Genomic DNA, 20675 nt, shown 5'->3' on the forward strand with positions numbered 1-20675 from the left:
AGCATTCTTAAAGCTCGATGCTCATCCCGTCGAATGCCACTTCGACGTTCCGCCGCGCCAGTTCAGCGCGCTCGGGCGAGTCTTCGTCGAGGATAGGGTTGGTGTTGTTGATGTGGATAAGCACCTTGCGCTGTTGCGGCAGCTTTTCCAGCACTTCGAGCATGCCGCCGGGGCCGTTTTGCGCCAGATGACCCATCTCTGTCCCGGTGCGGGTGCCGACGCCACGGCGCCGCATCTCATCGTCATCCCACATCGTGCCATCGACCAACAGGCAGTCGGCGCCGCTCATTTTCTCCATGAGGGCGTCATCGACTTTGCCCAGGCCCGGCGCGTAGAACAGTTTGCCGCCCGTGCTCAGGTCCTCGACCATCAAGCCGATGTTGTCGCCCGGGTGTGGGTCGAATCGGTGTGGCGAGTAGGGCGGTGCCGCGCTGCGCAGTGGAAATGGCGTAAAGCGTAGATTCGGGCAGGCGGGAATGACAAAGCTGCCTTCCAGCTCGATGCGATTCCAGGTCAGACCGCCATTCCAGTGGGTGAGCATGTTGAACAGCGGGAAACCCGTGCTCAGGTCCTCGTGAACCATGTCCGTGCACCAGACTTGATGCGGGCAGCCCTCACGCAGGCTCAGCAAACCGGTGGTGTGGTCGATCTGGCTGTCCATCAGAATGATCGCGCTGATCCCTGTATCGCGCAGGCCGCGATTGGGCTGCATCGGGGCGAACCCCTGAAGCTGTGCGCGGATGTCGGGAGAGGCGTTGCACAGGATCCAGTTCACACCGTCGTCCGACAGCGCGATGGACGACTGGGTGCGCGCGTGCGCCCGCAAGCTGCCGTCGCGAAAGCCTGCGCAATTGACGCAGTTGCAGTTCCACTGAGGGAAACCACCGCCGGCGGCGGAACCGAGAATCTGGATGTGCATGTAAACCCCGTAGCGACGGGCCAGGCCGGCCCTGAATCAGAATCGCGTTAATAAAAAAGCCCCGGCGAACCGAGGCTTCTCACCGCGCAACAATCAACGGCTTGCGAAGTACATGGTGACTTCAAAGCCGATACGCAGATCAGTGTAAGCAGGTTTAGTCCACATAATTGACTCCTTCTGGGTTAGTGCAGCGGTGGGTGAGTACATTCGTTAGTGCTCCTGCGAGCGGAGACGTTCAAATGCTTAGGGGGCTATGTTACTAAAATTATCGAACGGCCAATGATGAAATATCCGATAAAGATCCTTGCACAACGGGCAATGATCAGCGGGTTGTGGTCTGCGGTCGGGGCGGGCTAGAGGGCGTCAGGGCGGTTCGATAGGCAGAGTCTGGGGCTGTCGGGCTGGGCCAGCCGATGAGCGGTTTCGAGCAGAGCGGCTTGCTGAAGATGTGCAAGGGAATGTTGCAGGCATGCGCTGTAGTCGCTTCCGTGTCCCGCCAGATGTGCTTGCCAGAGCAGCTCGGCCGCTTGCGAGTGCTCCATGTCAGTCGTTTCGAGTTGATCCTGCAGGATTTTTACCTGCCCGGGTAAGTCTGCGGCGTTAATCATTGTCGGCAGACTCTTGATGAACGTCTCAATGTGCGCAACGAGTTGCTCCGCGCTCGCGCCTGGCGATTGCACGCCGAACAGCAGACCGCCCTGGCCAGCGATCTGTCGGAAACCACTGAAAACGGCGTAACCCAACTGCAACTCGACCCTTAGGCGCTGGTAGAACGGAGCCTGCATCAGCTGTGCGAAAAGTCGCCACGTGGCTTCGTCGTCGAGAGAGTGGGAGGGCGTTGGGTAGAAGATCAGCAGCGCAGTTTCGGAAGATTCCGACGGTTCGATTGCCCACCGTGTGCCTGTAGCCGGGGTGGTTAGGTGTGCTGGAAGCTCGGGGAGACCGGGGATCAGCCGAGCGGCGTGACTCAACAACTGTTGCGCTGAGGGGGTGAAGCCCGTGGCAAACCCTGTCCAACCAGCCTCAGCCCAAACGCGGTGCAGATTGTCGGTCTGATGTGTGATTGGGCTGTTCAAATAATGATCAGGCAACGTCTTCAACAGCTGACGGATCGGGATAACGGCCGGTTCATTAGCTGGCGCACCGTAGCGCGCCAAGGCTTGAGCATCCGGCTTGCCGAGCAAAAGCAGAGCCTGCTCCAGCACGGCGGGCAGCGGTTGCGCCAGGCCTGAGACTTTCAACTGCCAGAATCTGCCGTAGGCACTGAATGCCAGCGCGACCCCCGCTTGACTGGTTTGGGCCGTTAGCGGTTTCAGGCTTTCACCCAACATTCGTGCAAGCGTTGGTTGCGCCGTGGCAAGCGTCCATCGCAGGTACAGTGCGGCTTCGCCGTTTTCCGGCAGCGCGTCGCTGAATGTCAGCGCGGGCAGCGGCAAGGTCGGCGCCGTGGCCGGCGTTGTCTGGTTCAAAAATGGATTGGGGGCGGGCAGCCGCCAATGGACGGTTGAGGCGTCGTACGCCGGAGATTTGGCTTGCGCCTGCAACAGCGCGTCTGGTGTGAGCTGGCTGAGCAGTGCCTCGACCGCATCTACCGACAGGCCCGCCGCATTAGCTTCCGCGCTGAAATACCGCGCCAGCGAAAGTGCGCCGCTGACGGCCAGACGCCGCTGTTCCAGTCGCGCGTATTCTCCGAGCAACGGGCGGTAATGGGATTTGAAAAAGGCGAGCCAGCTGAACACCGTTGCTGATACGTGCGATGACGCGTCGGGTGTCTTCGCGGCCAATGCGACATCAATGTCGATTACCGCCTGGCCGCCAAACTCATACATGACCTCGGCCTTCATCGACTCAATCAAGCCTCGGTCACGCAGCTCCGCCACCAGCCCGCCCCCTTGCGCGTCATTCATCCAGGTGCAGAGAAACGCCGCGGCCTGTTCCTGCCCTGCCGGTAAGCCTTGGCATGCGAACGTCAGATGCATCCGACGCTGATCAGCCTCGCCGATTGGCTTCGGTGCATCAGTGAGCAGCGCAGGCGGCTGCTGTTGCTCAACCCGAATACCTTGAGCGAAACACCCGCCAGACTGCGTGGCCAATTGTTCCAGTTCATCCAGCGACTGAGGCCCCGCGAGGCTCAACGTCATCTGCCCGGCCTGATAGAACCGTCGGTAGAAATCCTGCAGCGCATGCTGGAATGTTTGACGGGGAACCGGAAGGCTGAAGCGATTGCCGGCATGAAACCATCGAATCGGATGCAAGGCCGACAAGGGCTGCAGGCGCTTCAGCAGGTCACGAGAGGCATCGTCCCGCGACCAGGCGATGAATTCCGCGTGCAGCACCTCCCGTTCTCGCAACTGATCGGCAATCGTCATACGCGGATGTGCGAGCATTTCGCACAGCCGCTCGAGACCGTCGGGGAACACGGCGCGCGGCAGTTCGAAGAAAAAGTCGGTAGTGCGCTCGCGTGTGCTGGCGTTCACTTGCCCGCCATGACGCTGCACGAACGCCATCAGCTTTTCGTCATCCGTGAAGCGCTCGGTGCCGAGAAAAAACAAGTGCTCAAGAAAATGCGCCAGCCCCGGCCAGCGGGCCGAGACATCATGACTGCCTGCCGCCACCCGCAATGCCGCCGCGCAACGCTTCAAACGTGGGGCCGAAACAAGCACCACGTTCAGGCCGTTGGGCAGGGTCAGGGATCGCTGGCTGATGGGGTTGGGCATGGCGCTGTGAGGTTTGATGACTGAGCGGCCATGCTAGCGGATTACGGGCGTGCAGGTGTGGGACGTGCGCAGGGGCGGCGCAGGAGAATTACCTTACGGTTTACTCAGGCCGGAATAAAACCCCGGTCGGCGATCCTTGAAATACGTATTGATCGCCTGAGACTCGCTCATCGATTCACGATCCAGATCCGCAATCACCAGCGCCTCATCCTGTCCAGCAAGACCGATTTGGCGACCGTCCGGCGCGCAGATGCTGCTCAAACCGCAGTAATGGATCTCGCCCTCACTGCCGCAGTAATTGGCATAAACCAGGTAGCACTGGTTCTCGAAGGCGCGGGCCCGCACGGTGACTTCCGCGACGAAATCGTACGGCGCCATGTTCGCGGTCGGTACCAGAATCAGGTCGGCGCCGGCCAGGGCCAGACGCCGTGTGTTCTCGGGAAACTCGACGTCGTAGCAGATCAAAAAGCCGAGTTTCCAGCCTCCGAATGCCACCACCGGAAAGTGCTCATCGCCCGCACTGAACATCGCGTTGTCCAGCTCGCCATACAGATGGGTCTTACGGTAATTGCAGAGCCGCACACCTTGCGCGTCGATCAACTGCACCGCGTTGTAAACCTGGCCGTCGGTGCTCAACTCCGGGTAGCCGTACAGAATCGCGACGCCCGTGGCCTGAGCGATCTCGGCAATCTTCAGCGCAGCCGGGCCGTTGCTTGCTTGCGCCAACTCCCGCGCGGCCTGGGCGCCAATGTTGTAGCCGCTGAGAAACATCTCCGGGAAGACCAGCAGCTTCGCCCCCTGCGCCGACGCCTTGATCGCCTGAGCTTCCAGGCGCAAAAGGTTGGCGCTGACATCCAGCGGCAGCGGCGGGCATTGGTAGAGGGCGACGCGCATAGTGGCTTCCTTATTCCGGCAAAACGATCGGGCCGATCTCGTGGAACACGTCACCCGGGCCCGGGTTCTCGGCGTGAGTCTTGCCGCCAAAGTGGGTCATGATGCCCCACACCGCGTTCAGCGACGTCTGCACAGCGCCCTCGACCCAGGCCGGCGTCCAGGACACGTCGTCACCGGCGATGAAGATGCCCCGTTGCTCGTCAGGCATGTCCTTCTGCATGAAATGCGCGTACATCCGCTGGTTGTAGCGGTAGTGGCCCGGCAGCGCGCCTTTGAAAGCACCGAGGAAGTGTGGGTCGGATTCCCATGACACGGTGATCGGGTCTCCGATGACGCGTGCGGCGATATCGACCTTCGGGTAGATCTTTTTCAGCGCGCCGAGCGCCAGGCTTACGCGTTTTTCAACGGGGTGGGGCAGCATTTTCAGCGCGTCACTCATCCACGAGTACGACAGGCAAATCACCCCCGGCTTCTCGACGCCGTTGGAATAGGTGCCGTTGTCGAATAGATAGGTGCCACGGGTCAGGCGATCAGTCAGGGTCATGCTCATCATGTCGCGGCCGGTCTCCGGGTCTTTGTCCTTCCAGAACGGCCGGTCGACCATGACGAAGGTTTTCGACGCCTGCATGTAACGCGTGCGGTCCAGTGCCATCCACATCTTCTGGGAAAACAGCGACTCTTCGCACTCGATCTGGGTGGTCAGCAACCAAGTCTGGCACGTCGCCAAAACCGCATCGTAATGGCGAACGTCACCCAGATTGTCTGTGACCGCGAACTGGCCGTTGGCGGCGCGGCTGATGCCTTTAACGCCCGTGCGCGGGGCGCCTCGGTGCAGCGTCGACAGGCTGGTGCCTTCTGGCCAATGCGCGCAACGTTCAGGGGCGTGGCGCCAGATGCCGATAGGGACTTGCGCGACGCCGCCGACGATCAGGTGCTGGTGATCGTCGCAGTTGGTCATGACCACGCGGAAGATCTCCAGCATCGAGTTCGGGAAGTCCGAGTCCCAGCCACCGGTGCCGAAACCGACCTGCCCAAACACTTCGCGGTGATAGAACGACAGTTTGGCGAAGGCTTTGGACGTGGCGACGAAATCATAGAACGTGCGGTCGTCCCACAACGGCACCAGCTTGTTCCACAGCTCCTTCAGCCGGGGCACATCGCGGTCGCGGATGGCTTGTTGGATGTCGGCGAACTGCGAGCCGTCCTCCAGCGCGTCGGCCCAGGCGTCAGCCACTTCCTGAAACAGCGCGGGCAAGTCCGACAGTTTCTGTGCGTAGTGGGTGCTGCCTTCCAGATCAATCACTGTGCTGCCCGACGCTGCCGTCAGCGGATTGGGGAAGGGCTTGGATTCCAGGCCGAGCTTGTCGACGTAGTGATAAAAAGCGGTGGAGGACACCGGGAAGCGCATGCCGCCCAGCTCGGCGATGATGCCTTCAGCGCCTTCGAATTGCTGCGAACGCAGACGGCCGCCCATTTTGGAGGCTTCATAAACGACGGGTTTGAGGCCCAGCTTCATCAGCTCATAAGCCGCGACCAGCCCGGCGATGCCTGCGCCGACAATCGCCACCTCTTTGCCGAGGTTCTCCGTAGGAATGCTGCCGAGGCCCGCAGGATGTTCGATCCAGTCATCGAAGGCGAACGGGAAGTCCGGGCCGAAAATCGTGATCGGTTTCTTTCCGTTGGCGGGGTGGCGATTGTTCTTCATGACTGACCTTGTTCGACTGAGGCGCGAAAGTGAACAAGTCTAGATAACAGTTGGGACGTTAATAAGACGCAGAGTGCCGTCGTTGTGTCGAGAACCCCAGCAAAGTGACGGAGCTTTTCGTCATATTGTCGGAAATGGCACGTCAGGACGGCTGGCCGCGATCAATCTTGCTGCTGAGGATGATCGACGTGGTGGTCTTCTCGACCCCGTCGACGCTGCCGATCAGATCAAGCATCTGATCCAGCTGCTCCGGCGAGTCCGTGCGCAGCCACGCCACGTAATCGAATTCGCCACTCACTGCGCACAACTGTTGCACTTGGGCGAGCGCACTCAGCCGCCGCAGCACTTCCTTGCCGGAGCGAGGCTGCACGGTGATGCCGACGTAAGCCTGCAGACCTCCATCCACCAGCCGCTGACCCAGTCGCACGCCGTAGCCGGTGATGATTTTGGCTTTTTCCAGGCGCGCCAGTCGCGAGGTCACGGTCGTCCGCGCGATGCCCAATTGCCGAGCAAGATTCGCGACCGGTTCCCGGGCATTGATTTGCAGCGCGGCGATCAGTTTGCGGTCGATGTCGTCGAGCGCTGGTGGGCGGGTGTCAGGCAAGGGCGGATCTCCTTCGGCAAGCGGGGCATGTTAGGAGATTCCGTAGGGGTTTGGGTGATATTCGAATGGCAAGGCGACGCGAAAGCTCAAGGATTCTGCGTTGATCGTCCACCAGAGATGGGCGTCAGAGAACCTGCGTCGGTCATGTAGGACTTTTCCGCGCTGTAAGGCTTTTGTCATTCTTCTGTCACCCCTGGCGTGCCTAAATTCTCTCCCCACCCCCTTTGAATCCACGCCGGGAGCCTCGTCATGACTCTGGATTTCTCCGAAACCGCCCGCTATATCCAGGCCGATATCCTCGACAGCTTCGACGAAGAACTGGAAATGGAGTACGACGACGCACGCCTGGATGGCCTGTTGGCTGATTTGGGTGAGGAGGTGCCCAAAGGGATTGATCGCCGCCTGTATTTCCGTGAGCTGCTGCGCCTGCAGGGCGAGCTGGTGAAACTGCAGGACTGGGTGGTGAGCCAGAAGCTCAAGGTGGTCGTGCTGTTCGAAGGCCGGGATGCGGCAGGCAAGGGCGGTGCGATCAAGCGCATCACTCAGCGGCTCAACCCGCGGGTCTGCCGTGTGGCTGCACTGACCGCGCCGAGTGAACGCGAGCGCACGCAGTGGTACTTCCAGCGCTACGTCGCGCACCTGCCTGCGGCTGGCGAAATGGTGCTGTTCGACCGCAGTTGGTACAACCGGGCCGGGGTCGAGCGGGTCATGGGCTTCTGCAATGACGAGGAGTACGAAGAGTTTTTCCGCACCGTCCCCGAATTCGAAAAAATGCTGGTGCGCTCGGGCATCATCCTGATCAAGTACTGGTTCTCCATCACTGATGACGAGCAATACCGGCGCTTTTTGATGCGCATCCATGACCCGCTGAAACAGTGGAAGCTTTCGCCCATGGACCTCGAATCCCGTCGTCGCTGGGAGGCCTACACCAACGCGAAGGAAGAAATGCTCACGCGTTCCCACACTGACGTCGCGCCGTGGTGGATTGTCGAGGCCGACGACAAGAAACGCGCGCGCTTGAATTGCATTCACCACCTGCTGGAGCAGATCCCGCGCGGCGATACCGAGACACCGCAAGTGGTGCTGCCGGAGCGCGAGTACAACGCCAATTACCTACGGGCACCGGTACCGCGTGAGATGGTTGTTCCGCCGGTTTATTGATCCTCCGCCGATATGTGATCACAGCGCTGGCAGGGTTCAGATCTTCCACGCCGGCGCTGTTTTCGCCAGTCGCTGTTGCAGGCTTTCGAGATTCTGCGTGAACTGGCGGGTCATTAGCTGATAACCGAGCACCTCGGTCGAGGCGGTTGGAACGTCGGGCCCGACGGTCAAACTCTCGGTCGGCCGCTGCAAACGCTCGGTCGCACCGGTCTGCAGCGCGCGGGCCATGCCGATCAACATGCGACGAATGCGCCGTTGCTCCGCCGTCACGCCCGTGCTGCCAGCGTCTGCCGGACGCAGGTTCGACAGAATTTCGAGAATGCTCAGGCACATGCGGTAGTGGCTCTGAATAGCGTCCAGCTCAACGATCGAAATCTTCACTTCCTTGGACACCGACGGCATCAGCGAACGCAGCTGCAGTAACGTCGCGCCCATCCGTGCCGTCAGCTTCACGTGCTCATCTGCGGTGATCGACTGCCCGCTGGCGATGCGATCGTAAGCCAGGGCACAGTCCCGCAGGCCACTTGCCAGGTTGTAGCGCCACGAATACACGGCGTACAGCGGCAGCGCGAATGAGAACGCCAGGGCGAGGGCGATGCCGATCAGGATATCCACCGTCCGCCACAACCCGTCCGTGATCGGGTTATCACCGTGGCCCGCCACGATAAACAGGGTGATCGCCGACAGCAGTGCCGTGTAGCCGCCCTTGCCGATGGCGTGATACGCGAAGAAGCCGCAGATCAGCGACATGATCACGTAAGTCAACAACGGCATGCCCAGATAGCTTTCCTGCGCCACGATCGCCAGGCCCAGGGCCGCCCCTATCAACGTCCCGTAGGCCCGCTCTACCGACTTCTTGCCGATGTTGCCGTGGTGCTGCAATCCGCCAATCACGATCAGCATCGTGACCGACGCCCACTCACCGTGGGGCAAATTAATGCCGGTCGTCAGAAGAATCGACACCAGCAGTCCGACCACGATGCGGCCGGCGTGAATGTAGCGGGCATGGCGATAGCGGCGGTATGGGTCCAGCAGTGGACGCAGGGCGCGGCGAAGCCAGGAGGGGAGAGAGGCTGAGTTCATGGGGTTACAGACCATGGGGATGATGAATATATCCGAAGCCCGGCAAACGCGGCGCGTCACCACCGGCATTGCCTCATTCACCAAATCATCACATGTGAGATGTTGCGTATCGGGATGCTTGCGCGTAGGGTGCGTTGCTATCACATGTGATGTTCAGGAAAAACCTCAATGGCTCGGAAAACTTCAACCGACTACATGCGCGAAATGCGCGCTCGGCTGACGGCTGCCGGGTACGTGAAACGAGAGCTGTACGTACTTCCAGAAAACGCGGAAGTGCTGAGAGACATCGAAAAAGTGCTGCGCCAGCCCTACTTGGGTAACCGGATCAAACTGGAGGGATTCATGACTGAGAACACCAATTGGACCATCGACACGCTTCACTCGGCCTTCGCCGAACTGGACGTGGTGAAGAACGAAGACATCAAACTAACCCTTATTCACGGTGCCGAGCCGAGTCTGAGCCTGGTGATGAACCAGTTCGGCGGCTTGCCCATCATCATTGCCATTGCGGGCGACCAGATCCTGGTTGATTCCGTCCTGGTCTACGCCTCTCAGGTCAAAGACCCAACGTCTTTCAACGAGACAGTGTTGCGCAGTCGGGACCTCTTCCCGCTGTCTTCGATCGGCATCGAGACCATGCCAAACGGCGAAACCGTCTACAGCATGTTCGGCGCCCTGAGTGCCGCCTCTTCGCTGACGGTCATCGTCCACGAAGTCCTCACGCTGGCAGACAACGTGATTCGTGCGGCTGATGCCTACGAAGACCTTCTAACAGTTGATTCACAGTAATCGGGAGACACATCAATGAGCCTTTGGAAAAAAATGGTCACAGCGCTGCGTGGTGGGGCTTCCGAGGTGGGTGAAGCCATCGTCGATGCTCAGGCACTGCGAATCCTCGACCAGGAAATCCGTGACGCCGACGCCTCTATGCTTGCGGCGCGCAACCAGCTGATTCAGATCAAAGCCAAGCACAAGCTCTCGCTGCAACGCGTCGAAGAGCACGACAAGAACATCGCCAACTGGGAGCAGAAAGCCCTCGCCGCGATGAATAAAGGCGAAGAAGCCCTTGCCCTGGAGTGTGCCGAGAAAGTGGCCGAGCTGACGGCCCTGCGCGATCAAGAGAAGCTTGCCGCCGATCAGTTTGGCGTACATGTGGCCAAGTTGACCGCACAGGTCATCAAGGCTGAAAGCCAGATCAAAGGCTTGCGTCAGCAGACCGATATGGCCAAGGCCCGCGACAGCGTGCAAAAGGCGCAGATCAACGCCGCTGCCGCAACCGGTGGTGCCAACGGCCGACTCGAAACCGCAGTGGGTTCGCTGGCCCGTATCAAGCAGCGTCAGGATGAGCAGGACGCGAGGCTTGAAGCGGCCGACGAGCTGACCGAGGCTGCTAATGGCGGTGATCTGGAGCGTCGTCTTCAGGATGCCGGGATCGGCGCAAAAACAGGCGGCGCGGCTGATGTTCTGGCCCGCTTGAAAGCGCAAAACCAGAGCGGTAACGCTGGGCAATAAGCACCGTTAAAAATAGGCAGCCGGATTTCCGTCTGCCTTTTTTCGGTTTCAGTTTTTTGGGCTCCAGCGGTGTACAGATGAATATCGGAAATGGACTACGAACGATACTTTGCCTTGCCGCTGTGATGATCGTTGTGCAGATGGTTAACTCCCTGACCGCCAACAGCCTGCTGTCCCACGGCCTGGTGCCCAGAACGGTATCCGGACTCCAAGGCATCGTGTTCTCCCCGTTTCTCCATGGCTCTGTCCGTCACCTGCTGAGCAATCTGCTGCCTTTTGTGGTGCTGAGCTGGCTGGTTGCGACCGAGGGGCTTCAATGTTACGTCCGCGTGGTGCTGCTCATCGTTGTGCTCGGCGGGCTGATGGTCTGGGTGGTCGGCCGGCCGGTCATCCATGTGGGCGCCAGCGGTCTGATCTTTGGCTTGTGGGCGTATCTGCTGGCCCGGGCGTGGTACCAGCGCAGCCTGGCGAGTTTCGCGATTGCACTGGTGACCCTGCTGGGCTACAGCGGATTGATCTTTGGGTTCATTCCGGTGCCGGGCGTATCGATTGAGTCACACCTGTGTGGCGCGCTTGCCGGTATTGTGACGGCCTGGCTGATGCACTCGCGGCGGCTTCTCGAGCGAGGTCCGGCGCAGTGAATTTAAAAATTTTTTACATCGCCTCGGCGCGAATTCAAAGGAGATGAAACATGAGCTGGATCAAACGCGCGTTAGGCTTGGAGTCCCCCACTCCACCGGGCGGTCTCGGCAATCCAAGCCTGGCTAATCCGTTCGGGCTGGCGACCGGTCGTATGCTCGACCTCGACGACTCGCTAAAGCTGATGCTCGACGGCCATTCAGAGCTGGTGGTACCTGACGAAGAAGTGGTCTGGGCGGTGGGTCAGGTTGACCTCGGGCAATCGGTCCGTCTGGTGCGCTTCTACTTCGAGGACGAGGATTACTGGCTGCAGGTCATGATGAACGGGCCTGCCGCTGAAGATGTTCAGGACATCATCCTGTTCGGTTACAGCAGCGCCGTCACGATCAACAGCGAGGCGGAGCTCAAGCGTCTGGTGGGGCCTGCGTCCAAAGTCGGTCTGCCGGTATTCGAGCATGACGGCTGGGAGTACGGTCGTCAGTGGGGCACGGAACAAGGCCAGACCGAGCTCACGCCCATGGACGAGCACGTCGTCAGTCCTGACGGTGCCTACCGCATCAAGCACCTGAGCATGTTGTACGCGCGGGACACCGGACTGGTGGATCGTCGCGAGTTTCTGTTGCTGTCCGTTGAAGAGGACGAGGAGGGCGTTGTCTCCTTCACCACGTCGGTCGGCGTGACCCTGCAGTCCACTGATTTCACCGTCATTTAAAAGGAAGTAAAAAATGCTTGAAGCGCTTCGTATGTCTGTCAGCTTCCAGTCGTTGCTGAGTTTTGTGGTCTACATCATTGTGGCCGGCGGATTGTTCTCGTTGTTTCAGATGGCCTACACGCGTCTGACCCCCCACAAGGAATTTGCCCAGATTCGTGAGGGCAATGTTGCCGCCGCCGTCGCCCTCGGCGGTGCGCTGATCGGTTTCGCTCTTCCTGCCAGCAACGTGATCACCTACAGCATCAGCGTGCTGGATGTGGTGATCTGGGCAGTAATCGCAGCAGTCGTACAGCTGCTGGCCTTCACCGCCACCAGCATGGTGCTCAAGGATCTGTCCGCACGCATCACCCGAGGCGAGCTTGCCGCGGCCATCTACGCCGCCAGCGTCTCGATCAGTGTCGGTTTTCTTAATTCGGCCTGCATGACGCCGTCGACCTGATCGCCCGTTATCGAAAAAGGAGTTATCGATGAGACGTAGTTCCCTCAAGCTGGTCCTGGCCAGCACCCTGCCGTTAGCGATCAGCGCATGCAGCAAGTCCGATACCGTCGAGGTTTCCGCGCAGCAGACCTATCCGTCGGTTCAGTCCTGCGTTGACCAGAAAGTACCGGTCGACATCTGCTCGGACGCTTACATGAGCGCCCTGGCGGAGCACCGCCGCATTGCCCCGACCTACGACGACAAGACGGCTTGCGAAGCAGATTTCGTCCCCGATTACTGCCAGCAGAATGCCGATGGCAAGTTCACGCCCAAGCTCGGCGGTTTTCAGCTGGAAGTTTCCGGTGAGCTTCCCAAGTCACAGGTTGATGCAGCGAAGGCTCAGGCTAACCAGTCGGGTGGCGGTGGCGGTGGCTTCGGTTCCGGGGTGAACGGATTCCTGATGGGCATGCTCGTCAGCAACATGGTCAACGGATTCACCGGCGGTGGTGGTCGTTACTACGCTCAGCCCATCTACCAGGAGCGGGACTCGCGGGGTGGGTATGGGTATTCCACACTGTCGCGCCAGATCGAGCAGGGCAAAACCTTCGGCAACTCCACCCAGGCGCGAAGCAGCTCGACCGGCACTTACAGCAAAAGCACCCTTGGTCGTAACTCCTCCGTCTCTTCTTCTGTTTCGCGTGGCGGTTTCGGCAGCCAGGCCACCGCTCGCAGCGGTTGGGGTGGCAAAAGCAGCGGTTCAAGCTTCGGCGGATAACAGGGACGTTACCCATGAAAAGGATCAGCATCCAGGAACGTCCTGACTGGCGCCAGACGGCCGAGCGTGAAGGCTTCAACTTTCACACCATCGACGGCGAGCGCTACTGGGATGAGCGGGCCTACTACCAGTTCACCGAAGCGCAGATCACACGCGACATTGAAGCGCCGACCCAGGAGCTTCATGCCATGTGCCTGGACGTTGTGGAAAGGGTCGTCGAGAGCGAAGAGCTGCTGACCCGGCTGGCCATTCCGCAGGCGTTCTTTGATCTGGTTCGCACCTCGTGGAAGGAAGGCCACCCGCATCTGTATGGCCGCTTTGACTTCAGCTATGACGGAGTAAACCCGGCCAAGCTGCTGGAAGCCAACATGGACACGCCTACGTCAGCGTATGAAGCGGGCGCGTTTCAGCTCATCTGGCTTGAAGAGCAGATCCAGCGCGGCGTATTGCCGGCCCACGCTTCGCAATTCAACTCGATAGCGGAGGATCTGGTCCGGGCTTTTGCGGCGATCAAGGAAGACGGGCCGTTCTACTTTTCGTGTATGTCAGGCTCCATCGAAGACCGGGGTACGACGGAATTCCTGCGCAAAATGGCTGAACATGTCGGCATCGACACCCGCCACATCGACATCGAAGACATTGGCCTGAACGCCAACGGCCGATTTGTCGATCTTGAGGGCCGCTGGATCGAACGCATCTTCAAGCTGCACGCTTGGGAGCATGTCTTTCATGAGCCCCACGGCCAGGCCATCCCCCAGTGCGATACGCAGTTCATCGAACCTGCCTGGAAGGCGATTATTTCGAACAAAGGCATCCTGCCGCTGCTTTGGGAATTCAACGAAGGACATCCCAATCTGCTGCCGTCCTTTGTGGATAAGCACCCGCAATCTGCGGTGCCAAAAGGCTGGGTGCGCAAGCCTTACTTTTCCCGCGAAGGCGCCAACATCGAAATCCGCACCCCGACTGACCAGGTCATTTTCGAAGACGGGCCCTACAACGATGCGCCCTACATCCTTCAAGAGTTCGCGCCACTGCCTCGTTTTGGAGACAGCTACACGCTGATCGGGTCTTGGGTGGTGGGTGATACGGCTTCGGGGATCGGGATTCGTGAAGATGACAGTTTGATCACCAAGGACAGCAGCCGGTTTTTGCCGCATGTGGTGATTGACTGAGATCGTGATGAGCCCGGTGTGGGTGCCGCGCAAGAACGAAAAAAGCCGCGCAATGCGCGGCTTTTTATTTGGTGGGCCCACACGGACTCGAACCGTGGACCAAGGGATTATGAGTTGCTGGGTGACCTGATATATCTAGATAAAACTGCATTAGATTAGCGTAGGTACAAAAAGCTGAAAACATCATAGGTTAAGGTGTTGAGCGTAATCCGGTGAAAGAAACCGAAGGTCTGTACTGTACCGCTGGCGTACCTCGGGGTACAGGGGTTTTTACCATAGACCAAGGCTGGAGCTATCGCAGATAGTGGTACGCGTTAACTTTTTAACCAAAAGTTCCAGCTGCTTTACAGGCTTGCAGAAATCCATACTTCAAAAAATTCTCATTGGTATATGGTGATTTGGCTGTGTGGCGGGCGACAGCTCGCAAGTACGCTTCAGGGCCTCTACCTTCCGCACCTGCTGATTCCTGGTGCCAACGCCATTCATCCATGACTTCCACGACCCATGCCTTTGCATCTAAGCTGCATAACTTCGCGCGATAGCGCTCTTCAATGCTATAGATTTCTTTCCAAGTCTCGATTTGCTCGTTCAGCTCAGCTGGGCCGAAGTTTAGGCCTATGTCGGCAGTAGTCAGCTTGTCGTGGTCAGCGTGCTGGATGAGCACATGCAAACTAATTGTGTAAGGTATGGTCGAAAATGGGTAAAACACCTTGCGGCGCTCCTGCAGGCCGCAGGGGTCTTTGGCGGTAAACGCCGTGTCTTTACTGCTCTTATAGCTACTGTTGCAATGTTGGCAGGCTGGGACCAAGTTTTTGAAGTTTATAGAGTTGAATGGGTAGATCGACTTCGGCATGTAGTGGTCGTATGCTTCGCGCTTGGTATGGTCTTTCCCCAAGAGATCGCTAATGCCGCAAAAGGGACATTTATCATTGCTATTGGTACTTACGAATTGCCTATAATGATCATTGATATCGCCAGTTTTTTTTGTCATGGCCGCAGCATCGAAGTCATAGAGGCCGACAAAGAACGCGCGCATGTCGCCAGCGATAACGGGAAACTTACTCTCAATGTCAGAGTGTCGAGTTGCATGACTTCCAGAGTGGTTGGCGCATAGCTGTTCGATGTTGTTATTGCTGCAATACCACCATTTCAACCGCCGAATCTGTTTTTGATTTAGATTACTAAAACCTTTGAAGATCTTCTCGACGTGACCATAAAAAAAGTCTGCGTTTTTTTTATCTGAGTAGTAAAATGCCTCCATCACCTCACGCAGTTCAACGTTGCCATCGAACAGGTGCAGACCGAACGGACCTACAGATGGCGCTTTGCACCAGACGTCAAAGAATATGTAGTCGATGAACTCTTGCATCTTCTCCATTTGATGTGGCACATAGGTATAAGGGAACAACATCAGTTTTGCCCCTTCTCTCGGTCCTGCGGAGCACGGCCGAGCATGGTGTTGACAAGCAATACTTTTTCTAACGAGTCGCCAAGTTCTTGATCTAGCTCGGTAATTAGAGCTGACACCTCCTCTCCACGTTCGAAGCGTTCCCGTAACCCAGTGAGGATTGACTGAGCATGTCCGCCGATGGTTTCGCGCTTGCCGAAAGTTGTCATGGTAATCTTGTTAATCGATGCGCCCAGCGTATTGTACTCGGGATGGGCAATGTTAACGGCACCACTATCCAAGTCTTTGTCGAAAATCATTACCTTGCCGGGCTTACTGTCTGATATCAGGAAAGGCGAGTGGGTGGTAATTAGCATTTCCTGACTAGTTTCGGCTTGTCCTTGTAAGCATTCACGTAGACGGCTGATGAAACTCGCTCGCCACGCTGGATTAAAATGAGTCTCAGGTTCATCCAGCAGGAACAGGCTGTTAGTATTACGAAATAGCAGGCATAGGCCTAGGCTGTGCAATAACTGGTGCTCACCGTCCGACAACTCTTTGAGTAGCATCGGTTTGGCTACACCCTTCTTCTTTAAGTAAAAATTCTTAAAGCGCATAGCACGTTCGTCGGAGGCCAGCGTAGGTACCGTTTCGCTCACGTAGTAACTTTTTGATCGATAGATATCGGTCTTTAGGCTGTCACTCACCGAATGAAGATTTAATACTAGTCACACTTGAAAAGCTTGAAATAAGTTGAGGGGCGCCCCGTCGAAGTTGTCATTAAATGCTTTCCTGGTAGCTTCATTTACCCAATAATCGAGAGTCAGTGTGTCTGTGGCGTCATCTTGATAACTCAAAGTGGCGCAACGCTTGAGCTTTTCTATTATTGAAGATCTTTCATCGCCTTCCAGAAGGCGCATTAGATTAACTGTATAGGCACCCGTCTCTGAATTCCATGATATGGCCGGGTTGTCTGTGAAATAGCCGTCCTCTGAATATCCAAGGGAGAAGTAGTCGCCTGAAGTCAATTGTGCTGCTTGCTTAGCAGGCACCTCAATGCTCCGCTTGAGGATGATGCGAAACTGCCTAAGCGCCTCGATACCTACATCTTCGCGGAAGGGTTGCAGTGTTGTGTGGTCTTGGAAAAGCAGATTGCAAAGCAGAATGGCCTGACTGAATCCGTTGTCCAGGTAGGCCAGCCGTGTTTCGGGGTGCCCGGGATAGCTCAACTGTTGAATCAGCGAATTCCAGTATTCGTCGAACTGCACGAAGCGCAGTTTGAAGAATGGCAGGCTGAGAATTTCGTTTTCGCCTGACGAGTAGCCCAGCACATATTGCGGCATCAGAATGTCAGCGTGGCCGCCGTCAAGCGCGTCGTAAACATTAGCGTTGAAGTCGCCTTGGTTGTTCCAAAGGAAACGTACGGATTCGCCGGGTTTTTTCCAGACGCTTACCTCGGCCCACACTGGACCATCGGGCTGGATGTATTCCGCTGGCACACGAATCAGGTAGTCCAACTCGAACGCCACAGGCGAGAAATCCTCACCTGCGTTCTGGAGTACCTCTGGCAGGAAGCTACGGCGTACACGCAAAATTTCAAGTTGGAAAAAGATCGCTGCCAGGGCTTCAAGCAAGTTGGATTTTCCGCTGCCATTCCGGCCTGCGCATACGAAAGGGGCGAAGTCTTCGGATTCTGTCAGCTCGTCCTGGAGTCCCCATTCGGTGCGAAAAAGGTGTTCAAAGCCGCAGGGCAAACTGCGAAAGCCTGCCGCGTCGGTGATCTTGATGCGCAGCAGTTTCATACCTGCACAGCCTTGAGTTCGATACGGTTGTTTGCGTCGTCAAAAGCCTGCACCAGCTTCCCAGCAGCCAGTGCCTCGAACACCCACGTCTTGATGTGTTCAAACTCATTAGTGCCCAGCTCGAAATCGTTGTCGAGTTGCCGCTCCACTAGGCGGGTTTGCGCCGCCGTCATAAAGTGCTGTATCGAAAACGGCGTGTTTCCCAGTTGACCTCGGTAGGCCTCCAGCCACTGCGTGATCAACGCCGCTCTCGCGTCAGCATTCTCAAGCGTCTCCAGCAAGTTTTCAGTGTCGGGTAGGTGGATGGCGAAGCCTTCTGCGGACGGATTATGTAAGAGTTCTACTGGCATGGCTTTCTCTTCTTCAGGTTCTATGCCCGGCAACGGAACACGCGACAAATCCAGCGTACCCTTGAATGCCTGCTGGCTCAGCGTGTTGAAGAGGGCTTCCAGATCAATGAAGCTTTGTTGGTAGCGGGATCTGAGCTCTTCGACTTTTTCGACGATGGCTGAAAACGCCTGTTGTTTTTCAAACGGCACGTCAATTGTGGGGATTGGATATATTCGAGAACCAGACACAAGCGGCTGCGCGGCCCTTCCTGCTATCTTGTTGAGATCATGAGCTGCTAACAAGTGTTTGAGAAACACGAGGTCTGTTCTCTTCAAAAATTTTTTAACGTAAAGCGCGTTATCAGTAACCCATGACTTTGGCTCTGTGATGTGCACTGAACCGCAGTAGTACCCCACTCGTCCAATGACAAGCGTTGGCGCATCAAACATATATTCTGAATGAACACCATTTACACCATTCCCGCCGTAAACTTTGTGCGGCCCCTGGGTGTTCATGTCTTTGGCCACTAGGCCATTTCCACTGGCCACCTTGATGAGCTGCCCAATTATCGTTGGTTCCCACCCCTTTTCATTCCGCACCGGATCGCCAAAAAATTCCAAAAATAGGCTCTTAAGCAGGTCATCAAGCTCCTTCAGATTTCGTTTGCGTACGGCGATGAGCCCTTCCACTTTGCCGAGCAGATGTACAATACGTATTTGGTTGTTAAAATCTGGGGCGTTATTCTCGAAAGGTATCGGTATTTCAATCTGTTTGAGAAATTTGAAATGCCTGCTGTATCCGGCTTCTTTAAGCTGAATGGACCGAAGGTAGTAGTAGATGTAGCGGGTGTGCGCCAGGTCAGGATTTACCCAAAGCGCTTTGGCACCGTCTGCACCCAGTGCAATCGGATCGTTTTCATATTTCAGTGCACGCGTGTGATCGCCAAAAATCAATATTGGAAGTAATTGGCCATTAACAAGGTTTGTGTCATCGGTGTAACCGGCAATTGGCGCTTTGCCTTGATCAATGATTTTGTATTTGCCTTGAGCCTGATATTCAGAGGCCTTGATTTTCGAAAACTTAGAGGTGGCATCTGTAATAACCTCTGAAAAGGGGTACCACTTCATCCCAGCATCCCCTTCAATTCGAGAAGCTCGCGCACTATGCCGCTTTGCACCCTGGCGAGTTCCATTTCATCCACTTCACCTACTTCGGCCTGAATCAAACGTTCCAGAATCACGCCCGGCGCGTCGTAGTGTACGTCCTCAAAAACGTTGGTTTTGTAGCGGGAATGCGAGAGGTCGTAGTTGTTTTTTTCGCTCGCAATCTCGGTGCGCGGTACCATGAAGCACTTGGTCGTGCGGTCGGTGTCGGCGGCGGTACTGCAGGAATCGCGGTTATGGAATTGAACAATGATGTCTTGTAGGTCGCCGTTGCCTTCTTGCTTGCTGCGTCTGTCGTCTAGCGAATAGCCGTCGGCGGCCATCTCATAGAACCAGACTTTTTCGGTCGCAGGCTGGGTGACTTTGTCCTTCGACCCCCAGACCTTGGTGAACAGCAGAATGGCTGTGCTGACTCCGGCATAGGGCTTGAACACGCCGCTGGGCATCGTGACGACGGCCTTGAGGTCGCAGCGCTCCACCAGCAACTGGCGAAGGGTCTTGAATGCGCCGCCTGAGCCGAACAGCACACCCTGCGGCACAATCACGCAGGCAGTGCCGCCTTTCTTGAGTAAGCGGAAGATGTTCTCGACAAATAGCAGCTCCGTTTTGGTTGTGCCCAGTTGCAGATTTTCATTGATGTCTCCCTTGTCGATGCTGCCGGTGAAGGGAGGGTTGGCCAGCACGATGTCGTATTCAGATTCCTCGGTGTAACTCTTGCTGAGGGTGTCTTTGTAGTCAATGTGTGGTTCGTCGATGCCGTGCATCATCAGGTTCATCAGTCCCAGGCGTACCATGGTGGCGTCGATGTCGTACCCCCACAGTGAACTGGCCAGAATTGCCTGAGCTTTTTCCGTGAGGGTTGCGGCTACTGAGGTGCGGACGAAGCCGTCTTCATCAGGTGTGAGGTTGTTTGTGCCCGCATTGATGGCTAGCTGCGTGACAATGTACTGGTAAGCACCGAGCAAAAAACCGCCGGAACCACAGGCCGGGTCGGCGATCTTGTGGCCCAGTTGAGGCTGCGCCAAATCGGCCATCAATTTGATGATGTGACGGGGGGTGCGAAATTGGCCATTTTTGCCAGCGGTGGCTATCTCTGACAGCAGCATTTCATAGACATCGCCCTGTATGTCTTGAAAGGCCTGGCCGTTCTCGCGCGAGTCGCGCTCCATCACCTCGAAGATGTCGTCGATAGTCTTCACCGCCTCCACTAGCAGGGCGGGCTTGGGGATGATGAATACTGCGTTTCTCATGTGATGGGTGAAGTTGGACTCCGCGCCGTTCAGGTCTTTTAGAAAAGGAAATACTTTGCCCTGCACATGCTGCAGCATCTCTTCGGCCTGCATGCGCTTGAACTCGCTCCAGCGCAGAGTACGTTTATCAATGCCGTACTGGTGTCGGTCATGTGCAAGGATTTCGACTAACTCCGTCGCGCTCTCACGACCACTGAGCTTGGTTCGATGTTCCGGTGGAACCCAGACACCCTCAAACTTGGATGTGTACTTTTCATCTGTCCATTCGGCGTCTGACTGGCGCTTGAGATCGAGCTCATCTAGCCGCTTCATGAAAAGCAAGTAGGTGATCTGTTCGATGGCGGTGAGCGGGTTGCTGATGCCACCGCTCCAGAATTTGTCCCAGAGCAGATCGATTTTGCCTTTGAGTTCGCGGTTGTTCTGTAGCATGAG

General features: G+C 57.0%; 18 protein-coding genes and 1 pseudogene. 8 read left to right on the forward strand and 11 right to left on the reverse strand.

Translation table 11 applies throughout. The annotated features are described in order from the left end of the window. Positions 1 to 7 precede the first annotated feature (7 nt). The 6 genes from pqqB to ABEH28_RS21120 form a co-directional block, all read right to left on the reverse strand. A complete protein-coding gene (gene pqqB / locus ABEH28_RS21095) occupies positions 8 to 919 on the reverse strand; it encodes a pyrroloquinoline quinone biosynthesis protein PqqB (RefSeq protein WP_346630988.1) in 912 nt (303 codons plus the stop codon). 93 nt (positions 920 to 1012) lie between these two features. After that, on the reverse strand, positions 1013 to 1084 hold the full coding sequence (gene pqqA / locus ABEH28_RS21100; protein ID WP_008365141.1) for a pyrroloquinoline quinone precursor peptide PqqA: 72 nt from the start codon (positions 1082 to 1084) through the stop codon (positions 1013 to 1015). Positions 1085 to 1272: 188 nt separating this feature from the next. Beyond that, positions 1273 to 3636, reverse strand: a complete 2364-nt coding sequence (pqqF, locus tag ABEH28_RS21105; protein WP_346630989.1) for a pyrroloquinoline quinone biosynthesis protein PqqF — start codon at positions 3634 to 3636, stop codon at positions 1273 to 1275. Between the two features lie 93 nt (positions 3637 to 3729). Next, positions 3730 to 4530: a carbon-nitrogen hydrolase family protein gene (locus tag ABEH28_RS21110; RefSeq protein ID WP_346630990.1), complete on the reverse strand. Its 801-nt coding sequence runs from the start codon at positions 4528 to 4530 to the stop codon at positions 3730 to 3732. A 10-nt stretch (positions 4531 to 4540) separates the two neighbouring features. Beyond that, complete coding sequence (locus tag ABEH28_RS21115; protein ID WP_192173124.1) at positions 4541 to 6235, reverse strand: NAD(P)/FAD-dependent oxidoreductase; 1695 nt, start codon at positions 6233 to 6235, stop codon at positions 4541 to 4543. A gap of 142 nt (positions 6236 to 6377) precedes the next feature. After that, positions 6378 to 6839 (reverse strand): Lrp/AsnC family transcriptional regulator, encoded by a 462-nt coding sequence (locus ABEH28_RS21120; RefSeq protein ID WP_192173123.1) that lies wholly within the window; start codon positions 6837 to 6839, stop codon positions 6378 to 6380. A 255-nt stretch (positions 6840 to 7094) separates the two neighbouring features. Between ABEH28_RS21120 and ppk2 the strand changes: the two genes are divergently transcribed. Further along, positions 7095 to 8000, forward strand: a complete 906-nt coding sequence (gene ppk2, locus ABEH28_RS21125; protein ID WP_244655959.1) for a polyphosphate kinase 2 — start codon at positions 7095 to 7097, stop codon at positions 7998 to 8000. Between the two features lie 36 nt (positions 8001 to 8036). Here the strand turns inward: ppk2 and ABEH28_RS21130 are convergent, their stop codons facing one another. Continuing rightward, positions 8037 to 9083, reverse strand: coding sequence for an FUSC family protein (locus ABEH28_RS21130; RefSeq protein ID WP_192173121.1), 1047 nt, complete (start codon positions 9081 to 9083; stop codon positions 8037 to 8039). 168 nt (positions 9084 to 9251) lie between these two features. Between ABEH28_RS21130 and ABEH28_RS21135 the strand changes: the two genes are divergently transcribed. From ABEH28_RS21135 to ABEH28_RS21165, 7 genes are all read left to right on the forward strand, one after another. Beyond that, positions 9252 to 9872: a YjfI family protein gene (locus ABEH28_RS21135; protein ID WP_192173120.1), complete on the forward strand. Its 621-nt coding sequence runs from the start codon at positions 9252 to 9254 to the stop codon at positions 9870 to 9872. Positions 9873 to 9887: 15 nt separating this feature from the next. Then, the gene (locus ABEH28_RS21140; RefSeq protein WP_074886925.1) at positions 9888 to 10595 is read left to right on the forward strand and encodes a PspA/IM30 family protein; all 708 of its coding nucleotides are present in this window, start codon (positions 9888 to 9890) and stop codon (positions 10593 to 10595) included. Between the two features lie 77 nt (positions 10596 to 10672). Continuing rightward, positions 10673 to 11236, forward strand: coding sequence for a rhomboid family intramembrane serine protease (locus ABEH28_RS21145; protein WP_346630991.1), 564 nt, complete (start codon positions 10673 to 10675; stop codon positions 11234 to 11236). Positions 11237 to 11286: 50 nt separating this feature from the next. Beyond that, positions 11287 to 11946: a DUF2491 family protein gene (locus tag ABEH28_RS21150; RefSeq protein ID WP_192173117.1), complete on the forward strand. Its 660-nt coding sequence runs from the start codon at positions 11287 to 11289 to the stop codon at positions 11944 to 11946. Between the two features lie 13 nt (positions 11947 to 11959). After that, entirely contained in the window at positions 11960 to 12385 is a 426-nt protein-coding gene (locus tag ABEH28_RS21155) for a DUF350 domain-containing protein (RefSeq protein ID WP_074886933.1), read from the forward strand. A 28-nt stretch (positions 12386 to 12413) separates the two neighbouring features. After that, positions 12414 to 13139: a DUF1190 domain-containing protein gene (locus tag ABEH28_RS21160; protein WP_133775475.1), complete on the forward strand. Its 726-nt coding sequence runs from the start codon at positions 12414 to 12416 to the stop codon at positions 13137 to 13139. 14 nt (positions 13140 to 13153) lie between these two features. Then, positions 13154 to 14311 (forward strand): glutathionylspermidine synthase family protein, encoded by a 1158-nt coding sequence (locus ABEH28_RS21165; protein ID WP_346630992.1) that lies wholly within the window; start codon positions 13154 to 13156, stop codon positions 14309 to 14311. Between the two features lie 322 nt (positions 14312 to 14633). Here the strand turns inward: ABEH28_RS21165 and ABEH28_RS21170 are convergent, their stop codons facing one another. The 4 genes and pseudogenes from ABEH28_RS21170 to ABEH28_RS21185 all read right to left on the reverse strand — a co-directional run bounded on the left by ABEH28_RS21170 (position 14634) and on the right by ABEH28_RS21185 (position 20672). Further along, positions 14634 to 15722 carry a hypothetical protein gene (locus ABEH28_RS21170; protein WP_346630993.1) on the reverse strand — a complete coding sequence of 363 codons (1089 nt, stop codon included), beginning with the start codon at positions 15720 to 15722 and terminating at the stop codon, positions 14634 to 14636. Next, positions 15722 to 17500, reverse strand: a pseudogene (locus tag ABEH28_RS21175) (restriction system-associated AAA family ATPase). The gene ABEH28_RS21170 and the pseudogene ABEH28_RS21175 overlap by 1 nt, the downstream one beginning before the upstream one ends. Then, positions 17497 to 18957: a restriction endonuclease subunit S gene (locus ABEH28_RS21180; RefSeq protein ID WP_346630994.1), complete on the reverse strand. Its 1461-nt coding sequence runs from the start codon at positions 18955 to 18957 to the stop codon at positions 17497 to 17499. The pseudogene ABEH28_RS21175 and the gene ABEH28_RS21180 overlap by 4 nt, the downstream one beginning before the upstream one ends. Continuing rightward, positions 18954 to 20672: an N-6 DNA methylase gene (locus tag ABEH28_RS21185; RefSeq protein ID WP_346630995.1), complete on the reverse strand. Its 1719-nt coding sequence runs from the start codon at positions 20670 to 20672 to the stop codon at positions 18954 to 18956. Before ABEH28_RS21185 ends, ABEH28_RS21180 begins: the two co-directional genes overlap by 4 nt. Between the last annotated feature and the right edge of the window lie 3 nt (positions 20673 to 20675).

Source organism: Pseudomonas sp. Ps21-P2 (assembly GCF_039672565.1).
In the GTDB taxonomy this organism is placed as follows: domain Bacteria; phylum Pseudomonadota; class Gammaproteobacteria; order Pseudomonadales; family Pseudomonadaceae; genus Aquipseudomonas.

Bases quoted from the DNA above. Each gene is read 5' to 3' on its own strand.
- pqqB (WP_346630988.1), bottom strand. From the start codon at position 919: ATGCACATCCAGATTCTCGGTTCCGCCGCCGGCGGTGGTTTCCCTCAG.
- pqqF (WP_346630989.1), bottom strand. From the start codon at position 3,636: ATGCCCAACCCCATCAGCCAGCGATCCCTGACCCTGCCCAACGGCCTG.
- ABEH28_RS21110 (WP_346630990.1), bottom strand. From the start codon at position 4,530: ATGCGCGTCGCCCTCTACCAATGCCCGCCGCTGCCGCTGGATGTCAGC.
- ABEH28_RS21115 (WP_192173124.1), bottom strand. From the start codon at position 6,235: ATGAAGAACAATCGCCACCCCGCCAACGGAAAGAAACCGATCACGATT.
- ABEH28_RS21130 (WP_192173121.1), bottom strand. From the start codon at position 9,083: ATGAACTCAGCCTCTCTCCCCTCCTGGCTTCGCCGCGCCCTGCGTCCA.
- ABEH28_RS21135 (WP_192173120.1), top strand. From the start codon at position 9,252: ATGGCTCGGAAAACTTCAACCGACTACATGCGCGAAATGCGCGCTCGG.
- ABEH28_RS21140 (WP_074886925.1), top strand. From the start codon at position 9,888: ATGAGCCTTTGGAAAAAAATGGTCACAGCGCTGCGTGGTGGGGCTTCC.
- ABEH28_RS21145 (WP_346630991.1), top strand. From the start codon at position 10,673: ATGAATATCGGAAATGGACTACGAACGATACTTTGCCTTGCCGCTGTG.
- ABEH28_RS21150 (WP_192173117.1), top strand. From the start codon at position 11,287: ATGAGCTGGATCAAACGCGCGTTAGGCTTGGAGTCCCCCACTCCACCG.
- ABEH28_RS21155 (WP_074886933.1), top strand. From the start codon at position 11,960: ATGCTTGAAGCGCTTCGTATGTCTGTCAGCTTCCAGTCGTTGCTGAGT.
- ABEH28_RS21160 (WP_133775475.1), top strand. From the start codon at position 12,414: ATGAGACGTAGTTCCCTCAAGCTGGTCCTGGCCAGCACCCTGCCGTTA.
- ABEH28_RS21165 (WP_346630992.1), top strand. From the start codon at position 13,154: ATGAAAAGGATCAGCATCCAGGAACGTCCTGACTGGCGCCAGACGGCC.
- ABEH28_RS21170 (WP_346630993.1), bottom strand. From the start codon at position 15,722: ATGTTGTTCCCTTATACCTATGTGCCACATCAAATGGAGAAGATGCAA.
- ABEH28_RS21180 (WP_346630994.1), bottom strand. From the start codon at position 18,957: ATGAAGTGGTACCCCTTTTCAGAGGTTATTACAGATGCCACCTCTAAG.
- ABEH28_RS21185 (WP_346630995.1), bottom strand. From the start codon at position 20,672: ATGCTACAGAACAACCGCGAACTCAAAGGCAAAATCGATCTGCTCTGG.